The organism is Acidobacteriota bacterium (assembly GCA_019347945.1).
Classification (GTDB): domain Bacteria; phylum Acidobacteriota; class Thermoanaerobaculia; order Gp7-AA8; family JAHWKK01; genus JAHWKK01.
In genome coordinates, this window is the sequence record JAHWKK010000001.1 from 188,224 (window position 1) to 205,975 (window position 17,752).

Below are 17,752 nucleotides of genomic sequence, written 5' to 3' on the forward strand. Positions count from 1 at the left end.
CATGGACGAGCTCGCCGGTTCAGCGCCGGGTGCCCTTGCGGCGGTTGACGCAGTTATCGCCGGGACCCGGGAAGTTGAACATCTCGCTGGCGATCTGCCGGCGATTGTTCTCTCTGTCGGTCGCAATGGCCCGAAGGATGTGCTCTCCGGCAGATGTGTTGTCGAGCTCGACATTGACCGACCAGTTAAAGACGGGCCGGCTCGACGTGATGTCGGTTCTCTGTGTTCCGATGGTCGCGAAGCCGAGAGACGTGTTGTCGAGGAACAGCTCGAGCTCGGTAACGCCGTGCTGGCCGCTGACCCATCCGCGGACCTGGGCGCCGCCACAGGGAAGTGCGGTGACGCGATCGAGCTCGATCTCACCCGCCAGCTGCCCACAGGCGCCCCAGATCTGCGCTCCGGTCCTCTCTCCGCTGACGTAGACCATCGGCCCGACGGCGATGGGCGAGTGGAGCACTTCGTCGGACCGGGTGTAGGAGATGTTCTCGAACAGTCGAGGGTACGAACCGTTGACGAATGGCACCGAGAAATCGAACACGTCGAACGCGATCGTCCTGGCCGATTCGCGGGTCATCGGATCGACCTCGTCGATCAGAGTAATCAGTCGGGAGCTGTCGATCCATGCGTCGTGGTTGAACCGGATGCTGTTGCTGTGGTCGAAGACCGTCGGGAGCGTATGAACGGCGAAAAATCCGAGGTCCGGGCCGGGTCCGACCAGAAAGACGCCGACGAGGGTCTCCTGTCCGATGCCGAGGAGATTGTTTCCATTGGTGACCAGGAAGGCTCCCTGCGTCGGAAAGTTCCTCATTCCAACCGGTGCCGTCGGGTTCGAAACATTCCACGCGTGAGTTCCGCCGAATCCGGTCGCATAGAGAAAACCGTTCACGAACGCGATGTCGTTGAATCCGCGAAAAGTGGCGTTTGCCGATGAGATGCTGCTCACCAGAGTCGGTGCGCCGAGGTTTGCGATGCTCCAGAGGTCGATGGCATTCGCACAGGCCGCCGTGCCGTTCGGAATGCAGGGAAGCTCGTCGGCCGGAAAAATGCCCGCGAGCACGTTGCCCTGGACGGCGATCTCGCGATAGTGAGGCATCAGCGTGCGCGAGACCCGGACCGGTGCTTCGCCGCCCGAGCCGCCGTGAGTGTTGCGGAGGTCGTAGATCTCGAGACCGTTGCCGCTGGTGATGAAGAGGAAGCCGTTGGAGTAGGCGACCCCGCCGTCGACGTCGTTTGCAGCGAGGTTGCCGAGGAGATCCTCTCGTGCGACCGAAAGCTCACCGGTGGCCGTCGCGTTGAACGTCGTCAGCGTCCGCCCCTGAAGCGAATAGACGACCGATCCATTCTTGAAGATGCCGTGCGGTGACGAATCGAAATCGCCTGACGCGCTTGCCTGTCCGACCAGGGTCAGCGGGCAGTCCGCCACAAGATGATCCGCGATCGCCACGGGCGCGAGCACCAGGGCGAGAACGGCAACGGTCGAGACAACTCGAGAAGTTGAGCGCATAAATCCTCCAGAAAAGCACACCCGAGACCGGATATCGATCCGGTCCACTCTTATCCACACACAATGACGAGGTGCTACACACCCCGAAAACCCGTTCAGGCTCTGTCGAGCGCCTGCGTACTATCACACGAACCGTGGGGAATTTTCAACCACCGGGATTCGGCTAAAACGTTGCAGCTGGGGCGGGATGGCGGACTCCGTTGGAGTCTTCTACCCGTGTGATTAAATTTCAGCATGACTTGTTGTATAGCTTAAGCATCACTCATTAACGTGACAGTCAGCTTCGGTATAATCGAGTGGGGAGGTAATGTGTCGGTCAGCGTTCTCGATCATCAGGTCCTCGTTCTGAATCGCGTTTTTCAGGCGATCCAGGTGACCTCCGTCAAAAGAGCCGTTTCGCTTCTTTACAGCGGGCGGGTCCGGGCAGTCGCCGCGGATTACACGACTTACGATTTCGAGAACTGGCGAGACATTCCGGCCCAGCCCGTCGACGACGTGATCCTCACGCCTACGCGGGCGATCCCGGTTCCGCATGTGGTGCAATTGCTCCGCTTCGATCGCGTACCGGTGCAGGAGGTGAAGTTCTCCCGAGCGAATATCTACCTCCGCGATCGCAACCGCTGCCAGTATTGCGGCAGGAAATTCTCCTCCTCGGAGCTTTCGCTCGATCACGTCGTGCCGATCTCGCGCGGCGGACGATCGACCTGGCTGAACGTGGTCTGCGCGTGCCTGAAATGCAACGTTAAAAAGGGAAACCGGCTCCCCGAGGAGTGCGGAATGCATCTGATCAACGAGCCGGTGCGACCGAGATGGCATCCGCTGCGCCGTTTCGAGGGACGCTGTTATCCGGAAGTGTGGAAGAACTTTCTGGATGCGGCGTACTGGAACGTCGAGCTGGATCAGGACTAGATTCGAGGCGAGGGCCGAGAGGTTGCAGTTTCCAGTTCGCAGTTGCCGGTGCGCATGATGCTTGAAATCGGGATCGATTCTGTCGCCCGCTGGTGCGGGCTGCCCGGAGAGACGAGCCAGTCCTCGCGCCCGCTTTTACACATTCCCACAGCTCCTGCCGCCGTCACAGGGTGGTAACCATCAACCTGGACCAGAGTGGCAACCATCAACCTAGTTGCACACTGGCAACTGGCAACTGGCAACTGGAAACTGCATCCCTCGCCGCTCGCCGCTCGCCGCTCGCCTCTCGAGCCGACACTCTCAGTAAGCGAGAGTGACCGCGGTTCCGAGATGGCGTCGGCGACGTGCCTGATCGAGCATGAAGTGTGCGACGTCGGCGCGCGAGATCTTTGCGGTGAATCTCGGTGAGAGCTCCGGCGATGCCCGGTAGACTCCGGTGAGGGGGCCCTTGCCGAGCCGGACGGGTCGAACGATGACCCACTCGAGCCCGCTCTGCCGCACGAGCTCTTCCTGATCGTGTTTGTCGTGCATGATCGGGCCGAGCATCTTGTCCATCAGAGCCAGGGCGGTCGGATTCATCCGAGTCTGACTGTCACCGATGCCGAATGCCGACATGACGACGAGACGGGGGACACCGAGATCCTTCATTGCCGTGATGATGTTGCGTGTCCCCTCCGAAGCCACCGGATCATCGCGGTGGAGCAGATCGGTGCCGAGGGCGCAGAGAACGGCGTCCTGTCCTTCGATTGCGTAGCGGACCCGATCGGGATCGAAGGCGTCGCCCTTGATGACGCGGACGAAATCGAGCATGAAACGGAGATCCATCGGGTCACGCGCGAAGGCGGTGACGTCCCAGCCGCGCTCGACGGCCTGGCCGACGATCTCGCGTCCCGTGCCGCCGGTTGCTCCAAAAACTGCGATCTTCAGATTTTCCAGGCTCTTCCCCTCATCGGGGCGTGTTTCTGCAAGTGCAGTTCCTCCCGCTCCGCGGCGAGATCCCGTAACCGATCCGGGGTGATCGGATTATACGCAGCGACGCCTGCGTTGCCCTGCGCGCAATGTTCGACAATCTTCAGGACAGGCTCGAGCGGACGTTCAAGGTCCTGCGGGGCGAAGCGAAGATCAACGAGTGGCACGTCGAGCAGGCCCTCAAGGACATCCGGGTGGCACTGCTCGAAGCGGACGTCAACTTCCGGGTGGTCAAGTCGTTTACCTCGCGGATTCGGGAGAGGGCGCTCGACGAGTCGGTATTGACGGCCTTCTCTCCGACTCAGCAGATCACCAGGATCGTACGCGACGAACTGCAGGAGCTTCTCGGAGGGGCGCATGTCGGGCTCGCTCTCGTGGGTGAGCCCGCGACGGTGATGATGACCGGTCTCCAGGGCTCGGGTAAGACGACGACCTCAGGAAAGCTGGGGATTCATCTGAAGAACCGCGGAAGGAAGCCGTTGCTGGTCCCATGTGACGTCTACCGGCCGGCTGCGATCGAACAGCTTCGCGTCGTCGCCGGAAGGGCGGGGGTCGAGTTCTTCGAGATCGGTGAGGACCGCGACCCGATCAGCATCGCGAAACGCGCGTTGAAGGAAGCGCGCACGCTTCTGTTCGATACCGTCATCCTCGACACGGCGGGACGGACCCACGTCGACGAAGAGTTGATGAAGGAGCTCGGCGGCATGAAGGAAGCGGTCAATCCTTCGGAGATCCTCTTCGTCGCCGATGCGATGACCGGCCAGGATGCGGTCAAGTCCGCTCAGCAGTTCGACGAACAGGTCGGTCTCACGGGAGTGATCCTCACGAAGCTGGACGGCGACGCGAGGGGAGGAGCCGCGCTCTCCATCAAGGCCGTCGTCGACCGGCCGATCAAGTTCGTCGGAACGGGCGAGAAGCTCGAGGATCTCGACCAGTTTCATCCCGACCGGATGGCGCAGCGCATTCTCGGCATGGGCGACGTGCTGTCGCTGATCGAGAAGGTCGAGACCGAGGTCGACCAGAAAGAAGCCGAGAAGCTCGCGAAGAAGGTCGCGAAGAACAAGTTCACCCTCGAGGATCTCCGCAACCAGCTTCAGCAGCTCCGCAAGATGGGGCCGATGTCGCAGATTCTCGGGATGCTTCCGAACGTCCCCCGGGTGAACGAGGAAGACGTCGACGAGAGTGTCATCGTCCGGATGCAGGCGGTGCTCGACTCGATGACGGTCAGGGAGCGGGAGCATCCCCAGCTCATCAATGGATCGCGCAAAAAGCGGATCGCGAAAGGCTCGGGGACGACGGTGCAGGAGGTCAACCGCGTGATGAAGCAATACCAGACGATGCGGAAGATGATGAAGCGCTTCTCGAAAGGCTTCGGCCCGAGGAAGTTCGGCAAGGGGATGCGGGGCGGTCTGCCTCCGGAATTGTTCGGATAGGGCGGGCGTTACCGGGAAGTCGCCGACTGGCCGTCGTGGCCGGGGGGCGTAAATCCAGCCGATTCAGGCTTAACAGGAAGTTCAGGAGTCATTTGATGCTGAAAATTCGCCTGCGCCGTCAGGGTGCAACCCACACTCCCTTCTACCGGGTGGTGGTGTCGGATTCGCGCCGCACGCCGCGCGCTGCGACCGTCGAACAGATCGGAACCTACGATCCGGCCGCCAACCCCGCAAAGATCGAGATCGACCGTGAGCGCGTCGATTACTGGGTCGGGCAGGGCGCGCAGCTCTCCGACACGGTCCGTACCATCCTCAGGAAAACACCGGCTGCCGAATGAGAAGTCTCGTCGAGTTCATTGCCCGATCGCTGGTCGACAAACCGGACGAAGTTCGGGTCGACGAGCTCGATGATCGCGGTGTGACGGTCTACGAACTGACCGTCGGCCAGGACGACCTGGGAAAGGTGATCGGGCGCCAGGGTCGTACCGCTCGCGCCATCCGGACGATCCTCTCGGCCGCCGGCGCGAAGACCAGCCGCCGGTACGAGCTCGACATTCTCGACTGAGCCGGCGCTTCGGGCCGAACCCATGAGCCTCGACCTCGACGATCTCGTCGCCATCGGCGTGATCCGGAAGCCCCACGGCGTCCGGGGGGAAGCAAGCGTCGAGAGCTGGACCGACGATCCCGAACGCTACACGAATCTCCGCAGGGTCATCCTCCTCTCCCCGGATCGTACCGAGCGACTTGATCTCGAGGTGATCTCGGCCCGATCGCACGCGGGGCGCGAGCTGGTTCTTTTTTCGGGAATCGAGACCCCCGAGCGAATTGACGAGCTGCGAGGCTGGACTCTCGAGATCCCGCAGGATGAACGGCGCGAGCTCGACGAGGGGGAGTACTGGATCGACGAGCTCGTCGGTCTGGAGATGGTCGACACCGGGAACGAGACCCTGGGCCGGGTCGTCGCGGTCGGGGAGGGAGGCGGGGGCCTGCTCCTCACGGTGCGACGTCCCGAAGGGGAAACGTTCGACGTTCCGTTCGTGGGGGCTCTCCTCCCCGTCATCGACCCGGCGGAAGGAAGAATTGTGGCGGATCTGCCAGAAGGGCTGATCGACGAGCGCAATGCGGAAGCTGTCCCTGTGGAGCGGACCGGTGCGGCGTCGAGGCCGGCAGTCGAACCGCTGTCCGAACCGCGGCTTCTCGTCGACGTGATCACGATTTTCCCGGGTATGTTCGACGCGATTCGGGCCGAGGGAGTGATCGGGCGCGCCATCGGTGCGAACATCCTCGAGCTGCGGGTCCATGATCTTCGCGACTACGCCACCGACCGCCATCGCTCGACCGACGACGCCCCTTACGGTGGCGGCGAGGGGATGGTCATGCTGGCCGAGCCGATTTTCCGCTGCGTCGATGCGATCCGCGAGGGCGGTGAGGGAGGGACGGTTCTCCTCCCCTCGCCTCAGGGAAGGCACCTCGACCAGCCGCTGGCCGGCGAGCTCGCCGGGAGGAGTCATCTGATCATCATCTGCGGCCGCTACGAGGGGGTCGACGAACGGGTTCTCGAAGGATTGAGAGCGATGGAGATCTCGATCGGAGACTTCGTCGTCTCGGGTGGAGAGCTGCCGACGATGGTGCTGATCGACGCAATCGGAAGAATGGTCGAAGGAGTGGTCGGGGAGCGGAATTCGGTGGAGAGGGATTCGTTTTACTACGGTTTGCTCGATCATCCTCACTACACGAGACCAGCGAGTTTTCGAGGTATGGATGTTCCGGAGGTGCTGCTTTCGGGACACGCCGAGCGAATCAGGATCTGGAAAAAAAGAGAGGCTTTGCGCGCGACGGCGGTGAAGCGCCCCGATCTCCTCGAGAAAGTGGAGCTCGATGACGAAGCCCGTAAGCTTCTCGAGGAAATCCGGAACGAGACGACAAAATCCGCTGATGCGGCAGATTGAAAGAGAGTCACCGAGATGAGCGACATGATCCGCAAACTCGAGCAGAGTCAGATGGAGAGGGAAATTCCGCCTTTTGGGCCGGGTGACACCGTCAAGGTTCACGTGAAGGTCAAGGAAGGCGACAAACAGCGCATTCAGATCTTCGAGGGACTCGTCATCTCGCGCCGGGGCGGAGGTCTCGGGGAGAGTTTCACGGTCCGCAAGATCTCCGGTGGAGTCGGAGTGGAGAGGATTTTCCCCCTTTATTCGCCATCGATCGATCGGATCGAGGTGGGACGTCAGGGCCGGGTTCGGCGGGCAAAGTTGTATTATCTGCGGGATCTCCGTGGCAAGGCGGCTCGCATCGAAGAAAAACGCTCGCGCTGACCAGGGGTTTCTCCCCGGGTTGATCGAAGAGCTCGCCCGTCTTGCCGAGATGGGGGAGCTGGAGCGCGAGTTGCGCCGCTTCGGATTCCGCTCCATCGCGGGGACGGACGAGGTTGGCCGGGGATGTCTGGCCGGCCCCGTGGTGGCAGCGGCGGTCATTCTCGAGCCGGATTGTCCGTTATTCGGACTCGACGACTCCAAATTGCTCGACCCGGCCTGGCGGCTCCGGATGCTCCCTCTGCTCGTCGAGAAGGCGCGTTGCGTGACGATTTCCGTGATCGAGCCTGTGGTGATCGATCGAATCAACATTCTCGAGGCGAGCAAGCTGGCGATGCTTCGCAGCGTGTTCGATCTGGACATCCGACCGGAGATCGTCGTCACCGACGCGGTATGCATCGATCGACTTCACGTTCCTCAGATTGCGGTCCTCCATGGAGACAGTCGCGTCTGTGCCGTCGCTGCAGCTTCGATTGTTGCGAAGGTGTATCGGGATGCTCTGATGGACTCCTACGATCGGCTCTACCCGGAGTATGATTTTTCGCGGAACAAAGGGTACGCGACCGAAACTCACAGACAGGCGCTCGAGGTTCTCGGTCCAACTCCGATTCATCGCCGGACGTTCGGCTCGGTGAAATCGGTGGGCCTTTTCGACTAAACTCCTGAACCGATGGCATCCCGCGACAAAATCATCGCGAAGGCGGAGAAGCTCGTTTCGAAAGGGAAGATCGAGGAGGCGATCGGCCAGTACGAGATGATCCTCAAAGACAGCCCCAGCGACGTCAATACCCTCAACCGGGTGGGGGATCTGTGGGTTCGCGCCAACAAAACGCAGGAGGCGGTAAACGTTTTCAGCCGGATTGCCGAGCACTACTCGCGCGACGGGTTTTTCCTCAAGGCCATCGCGATCTTCAAGAAGATCAACAAGCTCGATCCTTCGCGTCTCGACGTTTACGAGAAGCTCGCCGAGCTCTACTCGCGTCAGGGGCTGGCGATGGAGGCGAAGAGCCAGTACATAGTGCTTGCGGATGCGGCGACGAAGCAGGGAAACACCAAGTCCGCTCTCGAAACCTACCGGAAGATCGCCGAGCTCGATCCAAACTCGATCAATGTCCACGTCAAGCTGGCCGATCTTCACCATGCGTCCGGCGAAAAGGACAAAGCGCTCGAACAATACGAAAAGGTCGGCCGGATGCTGCTCCGGAAAGGGATGGTCGACGAAAGCGTCCAGGTGTTCAAGAAGGCCCTGAAGATCGATCCCGACAATGTCGACCTGATCGGGTCGCTGGCCGGCGCCATGACCGAAGCCGGTCAGGCAGCGCAGGCCCTGGTCCTGCTCGAGTCCGCGAGAGCGGAAAATCCGTCAAACGGGAAGCTCACCTCACTGTATGGACGAACCCTGCTCGAATCCGGCCAGCGAGGCAAGGCGAAGACTGTTCTGGAAGAGGCCGTTGCGGTTCTGCCCCAGGACCATGATTCACGGATCGCGCTCTCGGAGCTGTATCTTGCTGAAGCCTCGGCGGACCTCGCTCAGGAGATTCTCGAGCCGGTGGTCAACGCGCGCGCCGACGCCGGGGATGTTTCGGGAGCGATCGGCCTGCTCAACGGCGTCCTCGAGACTGACGCCAGCCACATCCCGACTCTTCGGCAGGTGGTCGAGGTTTATCGTCGGGCGAATCAGGAAACAAAGATCATCACCTCTCTCAATGCGCTCGCCGAGGCACACCGGGCAATGGGGGAGAACGAGGCGGCGGCTTCGGCGCTCGAACAGATCCTCGAGCGCGAACCGGAGAACGAACAGATTCGAAAGAAGCTGGCGATGCTTCGCGGATCCACCGGAACTGCACCCGCCGTCGAGCCGGAGCCGGAGCTCGAGCTGGAGCCGGAACCGGAAGCCGAGGTCGCCATCGAGCCGGAGATCGAGATCGGCGCCTCGGCAGAGCTCGATCTCGAGGAAGTCACGGATTCATCGACGGGCATCGAGGATGACGACGACGAGGCGATGACCAACTTCATCGTCGAGCACATGACGGAGGCCGAAGTTTTTTCGAAGTACGGCCTGATCGATCGAGCAATCGAGCACCTGCAGAAGGTGATCAGCCAGGTGCCCGACCATCTCCCCGCGTATCAGCAGCTGTTTCGCGCGTACCTCGACGAGGGACAGAACGACAACGCGAGCAACATCGCGAGTCCGCTGATCGGCCTCCTGCGCAGCAGAGGAGATGAGGACGAGCTGCGAAAGGTCGAAGACGAACTGGCCGCTCGTGGAATGACGGTCTCGCCCGCCGACTCGGGCCGTGTTTCCGCTCCGAGTGTCGAGCTGGACGAGATCGATGATCTGACAATCGACGACTCCGGAGATGCCGTACTCGCCGTCGACGTGGACGACTCGGTATCGATCGACATCGAAGAGTCCCCGATCGAAGAGATCAGCTTCGACACCGGAGAGGAACCGGAAGAGTTGGAGCTGGACGTCGCGGAGGATGCAATCGAGATTGAAGCGGCGGATGAGGCCATGGAGATCGAGATGGAGGCTCCGATCGAGATTGATCTCGAGGAAGAAGTCGTCGAGCTCGAAACGGAAGAGCCCCACCTCGAGTTTGAAACCGAGGAGCCGGTTTCGGAGATCGAGATTGAAGAGGAGGAAGCCGTCGAGCTCGACCTCGGGGACGAGGCCACGGTCGAAGAGAAACCTCCCGTGGCCGCCGGACCGATGGACCATGCCGTGCTGTCCGAGGTCGACTTCTACATCGACGAGCAGTTGTATGACGAGGCGCGCGAAAGGCTTCAGGAGCTCCAGGCGAAGCACCCGGGCTCGGACGAGATCGCGAGTCGGATGGAACGAGTTGCCAGGGAGGAGGCGGAACGCACGACGGCGGCGGAGGAGGAAGCGGCTGCACCTCCGTCGCTCGATATCGAGTCCGAGCTGTCCAGCCTGCTCCCCGACGAGGAACCGGTCGAGGCAGGGATGGCCGTTGAGCCTCCCGCATCCGAGGCTCCATCCGTCACGATCTCCGAAGAGGATGAAGAGTCACTGTTCGCCGACGAGGACGATTTCTTCGATCTCGCCGCGGAACTGGAAGAAGAGCTCGGCGGAGACCTCGACGGGGACGTCACCGTAGAAGACGAAGAGCAGTCTCTCGAGGACGTGTTCCGCGAGTTCAAGAAGGGCGTCGAGGAACAGCTCGACAGTGAAGATTACGACACTCACTACAATCTCGGAATCGCCTACAAGGAGATGGGGCTCACCGACGAAGCCATCGGCGAGTTCCAGATCGCTTCGAAGGACCCGCAGCGCGCGGTGGAGTGCTGCTCGATGCTCGGGCTCTGTTTTCTCGAAAAGGGGATGCCTCAGCTGGCGATCAAGTGGTACACGAAAGGGATCGAGCTGCCCGAAACGACCGAGGATGAGCATCTCGGCCTGATGTACGAGCTCGGAAATGCCTACCAGCAGATCGGCGATACGGCGCAGGCTCACAAGGCGTTCGTCGAGATTTACGGAGTCAATTCGAATTATCGCGACGTCGCGGAGCGAATTCGCGAGCTTCAGAACGCCTGAGCCGGACTTCCATTGACCCTCGCGCTCCTGGCTCTCACCGGACTCTTCGCCGGATTCGTTGGCGGCGTGCTGGGGCTGGGTGGGGGACTGATCATCGTACCGGCGCTCACGCTTCTCGCGGGTCTGCCGATTCACAGCGCCATCGCAGCTTCGCTCGTTTGCGCCATCGCGACATCGAGTGGTGCGGCTCCATCCAATCTGAAACGCGGCTACGTGAATCTGTCGCTGTCGATGCGACTCGAATTCTGGACGATCGCCGGCGCCATTCTGGGCGGACTTCTCGGTGGCACCCTTTCCGGGGACGCGCTCGGCCGAGTGTTCGGCGCCGTCATGGGCATCATGGCGATCGTCATGTTGCGGCGCTCCGAGCCTGCCAGCGCACAGCAGATAGCCTCGGGGGCGTTTACGAGCAGCTACTTCGACGGAGCGTCGGGCGAGACCATCGGCTACTCGGTGAGGAACCTTCGCGGCGCGTATGGTGTCTCGTCGTTCGCTGGTGTGCTCTCGGGACTTCTCGGCATCGGTGGCGGGATCATCCAGGTCCCGATGCTCTCACTGATGGCCGGACTCCCGATGAAAGCGGCGACGGCCACATCGGGATACATGCTCGGTACGACCGCGGCCGCGGGCGCGATCGTCTACTACGGGATCGGCCATCTCGATGCCGCGGTGACGGCGCCGGTCGCGATCGGTGTGCTCGCCGGCTCGAGACTCGCCGCAATGACCTACTCGAGGCTGCGATCGGAGTCGCTCCAGCGAATCTTTGCGCTCGTGATGATGATCATCGCCGTTCGAATGCTCGTCGGGGGGGATCGGTGAAAGTGCACTCGGTCGCCGCCCTGACCATCACGATCGCGCTTCTGATTGCGCTCGCGCTTTTCGTTGCGGGTCTCGGGCTCGAGGCGGGTGTCGATCTCCCCGTAGGACCCGAGTCGGTCGCAGCCGACCTGATGCTCGAAAGAGGGCTCGGTGCGGCTGCTCTCCACCTCGGTGTTCTGATGCTGATGGCCATTGCGGCTGTGCGCACGATTGCGGCAAGCGTGGTATTCGGCCGAGAGGGAGATCGGCGCACGGCGCTGGCGGGCGCTCTCGTGATCCTGATGATCCTGGTTTCACTGACGATCGGAATTCTCGCCTGACTGACGCTCTCCGAAGTGGTCCCAGCCCTCCGGCTCGAGGATCGTTTCGCTCGGGCCATCTTTGAGGATGACCCCGGTCCCTTCGACGATCGAGCCGATCCAATAAACCGGGCGTCCGCAGAGCTCGCTCAGCCGCGACTCCGTCAGGCTCGAGGTAAAAAGCAGGGCGTACTCCTCGCCGCCGTGAAGAACAGCCCGCCTGGGATCGAGATCGAGACCGGCTGCGTAACGGAAAAGGTCGGGAAAAGGGGGGATGCGATCCCAGTCGAGTTGCGCTCCGGATCCGGATGCCTTGCACAGTCGGTCGAGATCCGTCGAGAGCCCATCCGAGAGGTCGATCGCCGACGATGCTACGCGCTCGGAGCTCAGCCGGATGCCGAGCGCCGTCTCGGGTGACGGATAGAGGTGTGCGCGAAGAAGTGACCCGGCCATCTCGATCAGTTCCCACGGTGGCTTTGTTCCCGCGGGGGGGATGGCCCGGTGACCAGGCTGCCATCCCCGGGAACGAAGCGCGAGCCCCGACGCCGCGCCTCCCACCGGCCGGCTGAGAAAGATTCTCTCACCCAGCCGGGCACCTTGCCGGAGAAGTGGGTCGCGGCCCTCGAGAACACCGTTCGCCACGATCGAGATCATCCGAATCGGCGCGGAACTGAGGTCTCCTCCCACGAGAAATACCCGATGCATGTTGCACTGCTCGCGTACGACGCGGAGAAGCGGTTCGAGCTCACTCGTGTGCTCGGTCGGCCAGCAGAGTGTCAGCAGAACATGGTGAGGGGTCGCACCCATCGCGGCGAGATCCGAAAGATTTGCAGTGAACGCGCGGTGGATGATCGAGTCGACTGGATCATCGGCGTGCCAGTCGATTCCCTCGATGAGCGTGTCGGTCGTCGTCACGAGTGATTCTGAGATCTCGATGACGGCCGCGTCGTCGCCGATTCCGACCGGGGTGTGGTGGTCCGGGAAAAGCTCGTGAAGCAGGCGAAGAAAATCCGTTTCGTCCGAAAGGGGGGTACTCACGATGCGCTCGCGGCGAAGCGGCTGGGCTCGCCTCCGATTCTCGTCCCGGATTCACCGTTCAGCGCTTCCTGAAGCTCGTCGATATTCGTGATCAGCACCTCGCCACCCGTCTCCGCAACGAAGTTGATCGAGGCAGTGATCTTCGGTCCCATCGAGCCACGAGGGAACTGTCCTTCGCGCATGTATTTCCGCGCATCTTCGAGCGAAAGGTAATCGAGATCCTTCTGAGACGGTCGGCCGAAATCGATCGAGACCTTTGCGACGGGGGTGATGATCACGAACAGCTTCGCCTCGAGTCTCGATGCGAGCAGGGCAGAGGTCAGGTCCTTGTCGATCACCGCTTCCACACCTCTCCACTGCCGGTCGCGTCCCCGAACGACCGGCACTCCGCCTCCCCCGCCTGCGATGACGACCGTGCAGACTTTCAGAAGCGCCTCGATGGCCTCGATGTTGAGAACCTCGACCGGCGCCGGCGAAGCAACGACTTTACGCCATCCCCTCCCGGAGTCTTCGCGCATCGTCCATCCGAAATCCCGGGTGAGCGCCTCGGCGCGATACTGGGTGAAGAACGGTCCGATCGGCTTGGCCGGGTCGGAGAATGCGGGATCGCGGGGATCGACGGCTACCTCCGTCAGAAGAGTCGCGACCGACGGAGGGAGTCCCGCGAACTCGAGGCGATTCCGGAGGGCCTGCTGGAGGATGAAACCGATCGATCCCTCGGTCTGGGCTACGGCGAGGTCGAGTGTCTGAGGAGGAATCTTCGTCGACGCTTCCTCTGCCTGGATCAGGATGTTGCCGACCTGCGGGCCGTTTCCGTGCACGATGACGAGACGATACCCCTGCTCGACGATCGGAACGAGCCAGCGCGCAGCCTGGCGTGCGCGTGCTACCTGCTCCTCCTGCGTTCCGTGATCCTCGGCAGGTAGCAGGGCATTTCCGCCGAAGGCGACCACCGCCAGCGGCTTTGGGGGTTCACTCCACGTCATATCGATTTGCGGGAAAGCGGCATCGTCATGCAGCGCGGGCCACCGCGGGCCCTCGAGAGCTCGTGACCCTGAACCAGAATCGCATACTTGTTGTTGCCGGTCACGTCGAGCTCGACCCGGCCGAGCAGAAGATCGTCTTCCTCGACGATCTCGTAGCCCCTGAGGTCGAGCTCGTCGGCAGTTCGCCGATTGCGCTCGTAGAGGAGGATCACGCCCGGGGCCAGGGCGAAAGCATTCGCACCGTCGGTCCACTGCTCCCGATCCTGATCGATCCGCCGCTTTCCTCCGCACGGGATCGGCTCGAGATCGAGTCCCTCCTTCGCGAGCGATCCGAGAAGGTTGTCACGAATCGAATATCCGAGCTCCGATGCTCCGAGGTCCATCTCATAGACGCTGAGGCGGGTATCGCCACCCTCCAGAATGACCGGAGGGAAAACGATGCACTCGTTGCGGTTGGTGATCGTGAAGACGGTATCGAGGTGCATGTAGGAGCGTGTGCTCGGCAACTCGACGACGAAGATCTTCTTGACCGCCGAGCTGGAGTTCCGGAGCGACTCGGCGAGCCATTCGATCCCGGGACGATTCGTACGCTCGGAGAGGCCGACGACCAGGATGTCTTCGCGGGCGACGAGGACATCTCCACCCTCGATCGTGGCCCCTCGCTGGGCATAGGACCCGCCTACCAGATCGGGTGTCCAGAGAATGTCCCGCTCGCGGAATCCCGGATGGTGCCGGAAGACGTACCACGAAATGAGCGACTCCCTCGCCCTCGCGGCGGTCGCCATTGCCGAGATCGCGACCCCGTCGCCGACGATGACCTGCGGGTCCCGGGTGAAGAAGAGATTCGGCGTGGGAGTCAGGGTGTAGGTCGAGCTGTCGTCATTGAGCATTCCTCCGACCAGATGTTCGGCGAGCTGCCGTGGAGGAAGCTCGACGAGGATCTGCCGCGCCTGAGCGGGTATCGTCGCGCGCGTCCTCAGATCTTCGAGAACGGCGGCTCGGCCGTCCTCGTCCTCGAGGGTTTCCTCGAGAAGCTTCTGAAGGTCGTGAATCTCTTCCGCGACGAACCAGACGATCTGCTGGAACCGGCGGTGCTCTTCGCGCGCGAGCTGGCCGAAGAGGATGTCGTCGAAGAGCAGCTCCTCCATCATCGCGGGCATCATGTCGTCGATTTCACGCCCTGGAAGGTGGATCAGGACGGATTCGAGCCGACCGATCTCGCTTGTGACATTCAGTTTCATCGATACCGATTCTATCCGTTACGGACGGGCACCGATCGCGGTGAAGGCGTCATCATAGAGCTCGAGAAGTCGATCCGCTGCCGGGCCGTATGCGAAATCCGCAACGCGTTCGAGGGACCGGCGCTTCAATTCGGAAAGGTCTCCCTTCGCGAAAAGGTCATGGACGAGCGCTGCGAGCGCCTCGGGCGTCGCCACGGGGGAACGCATGGACGAGGCGAGGGAACCGAGGACGAAATCTGTGCCCGGTATCGGATAGGACGCCGCAGGAGTTCCGCACGCCATCGCCTCGATGATGGCTCGGTGCCCCTCGTCGGAACCGCGGGCGGTGAAGAGCAGGAGATCGATCGCGCGGAAATGTTCCGGGAGGTCATCCTCGTGATATCCGGCCCAGATGATGGAGTCATCGACTCGGAGCTCCCGTGCGAGCTCCTCGAGCTTCGGACGGTGATCTCCGCGGCCGATGATCAGGAGTCGATAGGCTTCGTCGCGGAGCCGGAGGAGCGCCAGGGTGCGAATGGCGTCCTCGAATCCCCGTCCTGGGCTGATCTTGCCGATGAAGCCGAGCAGGAACGTCTCAGGCGAGACGCCGATCTCCGACCTCACGTCCGGACCGTCGGGCCGGTAGCGCGGTTCGGCTGGAGGAGGGGTCAGTCTCGCAGAACGCCCGGCAATGAGCGGATGATCCGCCAGAGCGGGGCTCACGATGGCGACTGCATCCGTTCCCGCGACCAGGCGGCGGGACAGCAGATCGCCGCGAAAGGCTCGACGTGCGTGAAACGTCCGGACGAGCGCGACCCTTTTCAATGGGCGCCGCGCGATGTAGCCGAGCCAGTGATCGTGGCTGAGATGGCAGTGGATCAGCTCGAAGTTCTTCTCCCGCACCAGGGCGCGCAGCGCGTTGACGCTTCGGATGACGGCTCTGGGAGTGTGCGCGCGGTGGAAGATCGAGTGGGTGAAGGGGAGGTGCCCCAGCTTGCTTTCGAGGCTTGCTCCGGTTGCGAATGCGTAATGGGCGTCGACTCCTTTTTCTCTGAGCGCCTCGACCTCCGCGAACGCCGGTGCCGAAGCCCCTGTCCAGCGGTCGAACGAGGTCAGATGGAGGACCCTCACGGCGGGCGATTTTACAGGAAGGGCGAAGAGGGCAACCCTGACCGTCGTTCTGATAAACTTCGACAATGGCCGTGGATCAGACTCTTCTCGACATTCTCGCCTGTCCGCTCGACCGGGTTCCGGTGAAGCTCGTCCCCTTTCCGGATCAGGAGCGGGCTGCGGTGATCGACCGTTACCGCGACAAGATGCGGGACGAGGAACCGGTCGTCGAGGAGGGGCTGCATTGCCCTCAATGCGGTCGTATCTACCCGATCGTGAGCGACATCCCGGTCATGCTTCCGGATGAGAGTCTGGCGCCTGGTTCCGGAACCGAAACTGCCGGGAGCTGATCCGAGTTCCGGAGTGGAGCCTTGAACGCCCCGGGGGAGAGATCGGTCAGCGCGGGGTTGGCAGCTGCGCTTTTTCTCTGTCACATCATCTGCGAGGCGTGGACGAGCAGTTCCGAGGGCTTTCTCGTTCTTGCGCTCATCGCGGCAGCGATCGCCGTTCGAAGGCATCACCTTTCAGTCCCCTTTTCTCCGGTATATGGACCGCTCGCGCTCTTTGTCGTCGGATCGATTCTTTCGGCCGCGTTCGCACACAACCCTCTCAGCAGCCTGACCGAAGTCAGCGAGATCATGACCTTTCTGACGTTTCCTCTGGGTCTTGCTCTGTACCGTCGAGACGAGGCGATGATCGGTCGGGTGTTCGCCGCCTTCGTTTTTCTGGCGGTGATGATCTCGGTGTGGGGAGTTTTCGAGTATTTCGTTCTCGGCTACGACGATCTCGAACACAGAATCAGCGGGCCCGCGGCGCACGTGCAGACGCTCTCGGGCATCCTGGTCGGGGTTTCCCTTCTACTCTTCGCGCATGCGTGGAGAAGGAAGTCGTGGCTGCTCGGACTGGCGCTCGGTCTGACGATGGTGACGCTCGTGCTCACGCTGACGCGAGGAGCGTGGATCGGCTGGCTGGCGGGTGCGCTGGTATTCGTTGCCGTACGTCGCTTCCGTTTCGTCCTGTACGCTCTGCCGCTGCTGATTCTGGGGGTGGTTTTGAGCCCGAGCACGGTTTTCGATCGCGCGGTTTCCTCGGTCAGCGTGACCCAGGCCTCGAATCTCGATCGGCTTCGAATGATCGAGGGAGGAATCGAGATGATCCGGGATCATCCGGTGGTCGGGGTCGGTCCGGGCAATGTCAAAGGCCTTTATCCGCTCTACCGTGCTGAAGACGCCCCCCGCTTCCGTTTGCCCCATCTTCACAACAATGTCATCCAGATCTGGGCGGAGCGGGGCATTACAGCTCTGCTCGGCTACCTCGGCCTGCTCGCGGTTCTCGTCGCCCTCTTCCTCCCGGCGGCGATCCGGCAGAGCGTCTGGGCTCAGGGAGGGCTCGCAGTGACGGCCGGCCTGACGGTTGCCGGCCTGTTCGAGTTCAACTTCGGAGACAGCGAAGTGATGATGACATTTCTGGATCTGGTGGGTCTTTCCCTGGCCGGAATGGCAGGGGAGCGAATTCGCACCGGCGAGGCTCTGTTGGGGGGCCAAACGGAACGAGCCGAGGGTGTGGCCGACCCGTAACCTTTCCAAAATGCCCG

Annotated in this window: 18 protein-coding genes; 12 read left to right on the forward strand and 6 right to left on the reverse strand. The window is 62.1% G+C overall.

Annotated elements, in window-relative coordinates; genetic code table 11:
- Window positions 1-19: 19 nt before the first annotated feature.
- Window positions 20-1,504: a hypothetical protein gene (locus KY459_00815; GenBank protein ID MBW3563250.1), complete on the reverse strand. Its 1,485-nt coding sequence runs from the start codon at window positions 1,502-1,504 to the stop codon at window positions 20-22.
- Between the two features lie 309 nt (window positions 1,505-1,813).
- Between KY459_00815 and KY459_00820 the strand changes: the two genes are divergently transcribed.
- Window positions 1,814-2,413: an HNH endonuclease gene (locus KY459_00820; protein ID MBW3563251.1), complete on the forward strand. Its 600-nt coding sequence runs from the start codon at window positions 1,814-1,816 to the stop codon at window positions 2,411-2,413.
- Window positions 2,414-2,713: 300 nt separating this feature from the next.
- Here KY459_00820 and KY459_00825 read toward each other — a convergent pair whose 3' ends face one another.
- Complete coding sequence (locus tag KY459_00825) at window positions 2,714-3,349, reverse strand: SDR family oxidoreductase (GenBank protein ID MBW3563252.1); 636 nt, start codon at window positions 3,347-3,349, stop codon at window positions 2,714-2,716.
- A 122-nt stretch (window positions 3,350-3,471) separates the two neighbouring features.
- On the opposite strand from KY459_00825, the gene ffh reads away from it, so the two are divergent.
- The 9 genes from ffh to KY459_00870 all read left to right on the forward strand — a co-directional run bounded on the left by ffh (window position 3,472) and on the right by KY459_00870 (window position 11,825).
- The gene (gene ffh, locus KY459_00830; protein ID MBW3563253.1) at window positions 3,472-4,815 is read left to right on the forward strand and encodes a signal recognition particle protein; all 1,344 of its coding nucleotides are present in this window, start codon (window positions 3,472-3,474) and stop codon (window positions 4,813-4,815) included.
- Between the two features lie 92 nt (window positions 4,816-4,907).
- Entirely contained in the window at window positions 4,908-5,153 is a 246-nt protein-coding gene (rpsP, locus tag KY459_00835; GenBank protein MBW3563254.1) for a 30S ribosomal protein S16, read from the forward strand.
- Window positions 5,150-5,380 carry a KH domain-containing protein gene (locus KY459_00840; protein ID MBW3563255.1) on the forward strand — a complete coding sequence of 77 codons (231 nt, stop codon included), beginning with the start codon at window positions 5,150-5,152 and terminating at the stop codon, window positions 5,378-5,380. Before rpsP ends, KY459_00840 begins: the two co-directional genes overlap by 4 nt.
- A gap of 22 nt (window positions 5,381-5,402) precedes the next feature.
- A complete protein-coding gene (trmD, locus tag KY459_00845; GenBank protein MBW3563256.1) occupies window positions 5,403-6,764 on the forward strand; it encodes a tRNA (guanosine(37)-N1)-methyltransferase TrmD in 1,362 nt (453 codons plus the stop codon).
- A gap of 15 nt (window positions 6,765-6,779) precedes the next feature.
- Entirely contained in the window at window positions 6,780-7,130 is a 351-nt protein-coding gene (gene rplS, locus KY459_00850) for a 50S ribosomal protein L19 (GenBank protein ID MBW3563257.1), read from the forward strand.
- A gap of 49 nt (window positions 7,131-7,179) precedes the next feature.
- A complete protein-coding gene (locus KY459_00855) occupies window positions 7,180-7,785 on the forward strand; it encodes a ribonuclease HII (GenBank protein ID MBW3563258.1) in 606 nt (201 codons plus the stop codon).
- A gap of 12 nt (window positions 7,786-7,797) precedes the next feature.
- The gene (locus tag KY459_00860; protein MBW3563259.1) at window positions 7,798-10,686 is read left to right on the forward strand and encodes a tetratricopeptide repeat protein; all 2,889 of its coding nucleotides are present in this window, start codon (window positions 7,798-7,800) and stop codon (window positions 10,684-10,686) included.
- Window positions 10,687-10,698: 12 nt separating this feature from the next.
- Complete coding sequence (locus KY459_00865; protein MBW3563260.1) at window positions 10,699-11,505, forward strand: sulfite exporter TauE/SafE family protein; 807 nt, start codon at window positions 10,699-10,701, stop codon at window positions 11,503-11,505.
- A complete protein-coding gene (locus tag KY459_00870; protein MBW3563261.1) occupies window positions 11,502-11,825 on the forward strand; it encodes a hypothetical protein in 324 nt (107 codons plus the stop codon). Before KY459_00865 ends, KY459_00870 begins: the two co-directional genes overlap by 4 nt.
- Here the strand turns inward: KY459_00870 and thiL are convergent.
- Genes thiL through KY459_00890 form a run of 4 tightly spaced genes read right to left on the reverse strand, consistent with a single transcriptional unit; the run spans window position 11,799 to window position 16,179 of the window.
- Window positions 11,799-12,842 carry a thiamine-phosphate kinase gene (thiL, locus tag KY459_00875; GenBank protein ID MBW3563262.1) on the reverse strand — a complete coding sequence of 348 codons (1,044 nt, stop codon included), beginning with the start codon at window positions 12,840-12,842 and terminating at the stop codon, window positions 11,799-11,801. The two genes, KY459_00870 and thiL, sit on opposite strands and share 27 nt — an antisense overlap.
- Window positions 12,839-13,828, reverse strand: a complete 990-nt coding sequence (locus tag KY459_00880) for a carbamate kinase (protein MBW3563263.1) — start codon at window positions 13,826-13,828, stop codon at window positions 12,839-12,841. Before KY459_00880 ends, thiL begins: the two co-directional genes overlap by 4 nt.
- Window positions 13,825-15,069 (reverse strand): arginine deiminase, encoded by a 1,245-nt coding sequence (locus tag KY459_00885; GenBank protein ID MBW3563264.1) that lies wholly within the window; start codon window positions 15,067-15,069, stop codon window positions 13,825-13,827. Before KY459_00885 ends, KY459_00880 begins: the two co-directional genes overlap by 4 nt.
- A gap of 18 nt (window positions 15,070-15,087) precedes the next feature.
- Window positions 15,088-16,179 (reverse strand): glycosyltransferase, encoded by a 1,092-nt coding sequence (locus KY459_00890; GenBank protein ID MBW3563265.1) that lies wholly within the window; start codon window positions 16,177-16,179, stop codon window positions 15,088-15,090.
- A gap of 65 nt (window positions 16,180-16,244) precedes the next feature.
- Here KY459_00890 and KY459_00895 point away from each other — a divergent pair, with 65 nt between their 5' ends.
- Both KY459_00895 and KY459_00900 read left to right on the forward strand, forming a co-directional pair.
- Window positions 16,245-16,508, forward strand: a complete 264-nt coding sequence (locus KY459_00895) for a hypothetical protein (GenBank protein ID MBW3563266.1) — start codon at window positions 16,245-16,247, stop codon at window positions 16,506-16,508.
- A gap of 57 nt (window positions 16,509-16,565) precedes the next feature.
- A complete protein-coding gene (locus KY459_00900; protein ID MBW3563267.1) occupies window positions 16,566-17,735 on the forward strand; it encodes an O-antigen ligase family protein in 1,170 nt (389 codons plus the stop codon).
- The last annotated feature ends 17 nt before the right edge of the window (window positions 17,736-17,752 follow it).

Excerpts from the sequence above, each read along its gene's own strand:
- KY459_00815 (MBW3563250.1), bottom strand. The coding sequence starts at position 1,504 with ATGCGCTCAACTTCTCGAGTTGTCTCGACCGTTGCCGTTCTCGCCCTG.
- ffh (MBW3563253.1), top strand. The coding sequence starts at position 3,472 with ATGTTCGACAATCTTCAGGACAGGCTCGAGCGGACGTTCAAGGTCCTG.
- KY459_00840 (MBW3563255.1), top strand. The coding sequence starts at position 5,150 with ATGAGAAGTCTCGTCGAGTTCATTGCCCGATCGCTGGTCGACAAACCG.
- trmD (MBW3563256.1), top strand. The coding sequence starts at position 5,403 with ATGAGCCTCGACCTCGACGATCTCGTCGCCATCGGCGTGATCCGGAAG.
- rplS (MBW3563257.1), top strand. The coding sequence starts at position 6,780 with ATGAGCGACATGATCCGCAAACTCGAGCAGAGTCAGATGGAGAGGGAA.
- KY459_00855 (MBW3563258.1), top strand. The coding sequence starts at position 7,180 with ATGGGGGAGCTGGAGCGCGAGTTGCGCCGCTTCGGATTCCGCTCCATC.
- KY459_00860 (MBW3563259.1), top strand. The coding sequence starts at position 7,798 with ATGGCATCCCGCGACAAAATCATCGCGAAGGCGGAGAAGCTCGTTTCG.
- KY459_00880 (MBW3563263.1), bottom strand. The coding sequence starts at position 13,828 with ATGACGTGGAGTGAACCCCCAAAGCCGCTGGCGGTGGTCGCCTTCGGC.
- KY459_00885 (MBW3563264.1), bottom strand. The coding sequence starts at position 15,069 with ATGAAACTGAATGTCACAAGCGAGATCGGTCGGCTCGAATCCGTCCTG.
- KY459_00895 (MBW3563266.1), top strand. The coding sequence starts at position 16,245 with ATGGCCGTGGATCAGACTCTTCTCGACATTCTCGCCTGTCCGCTCGAC.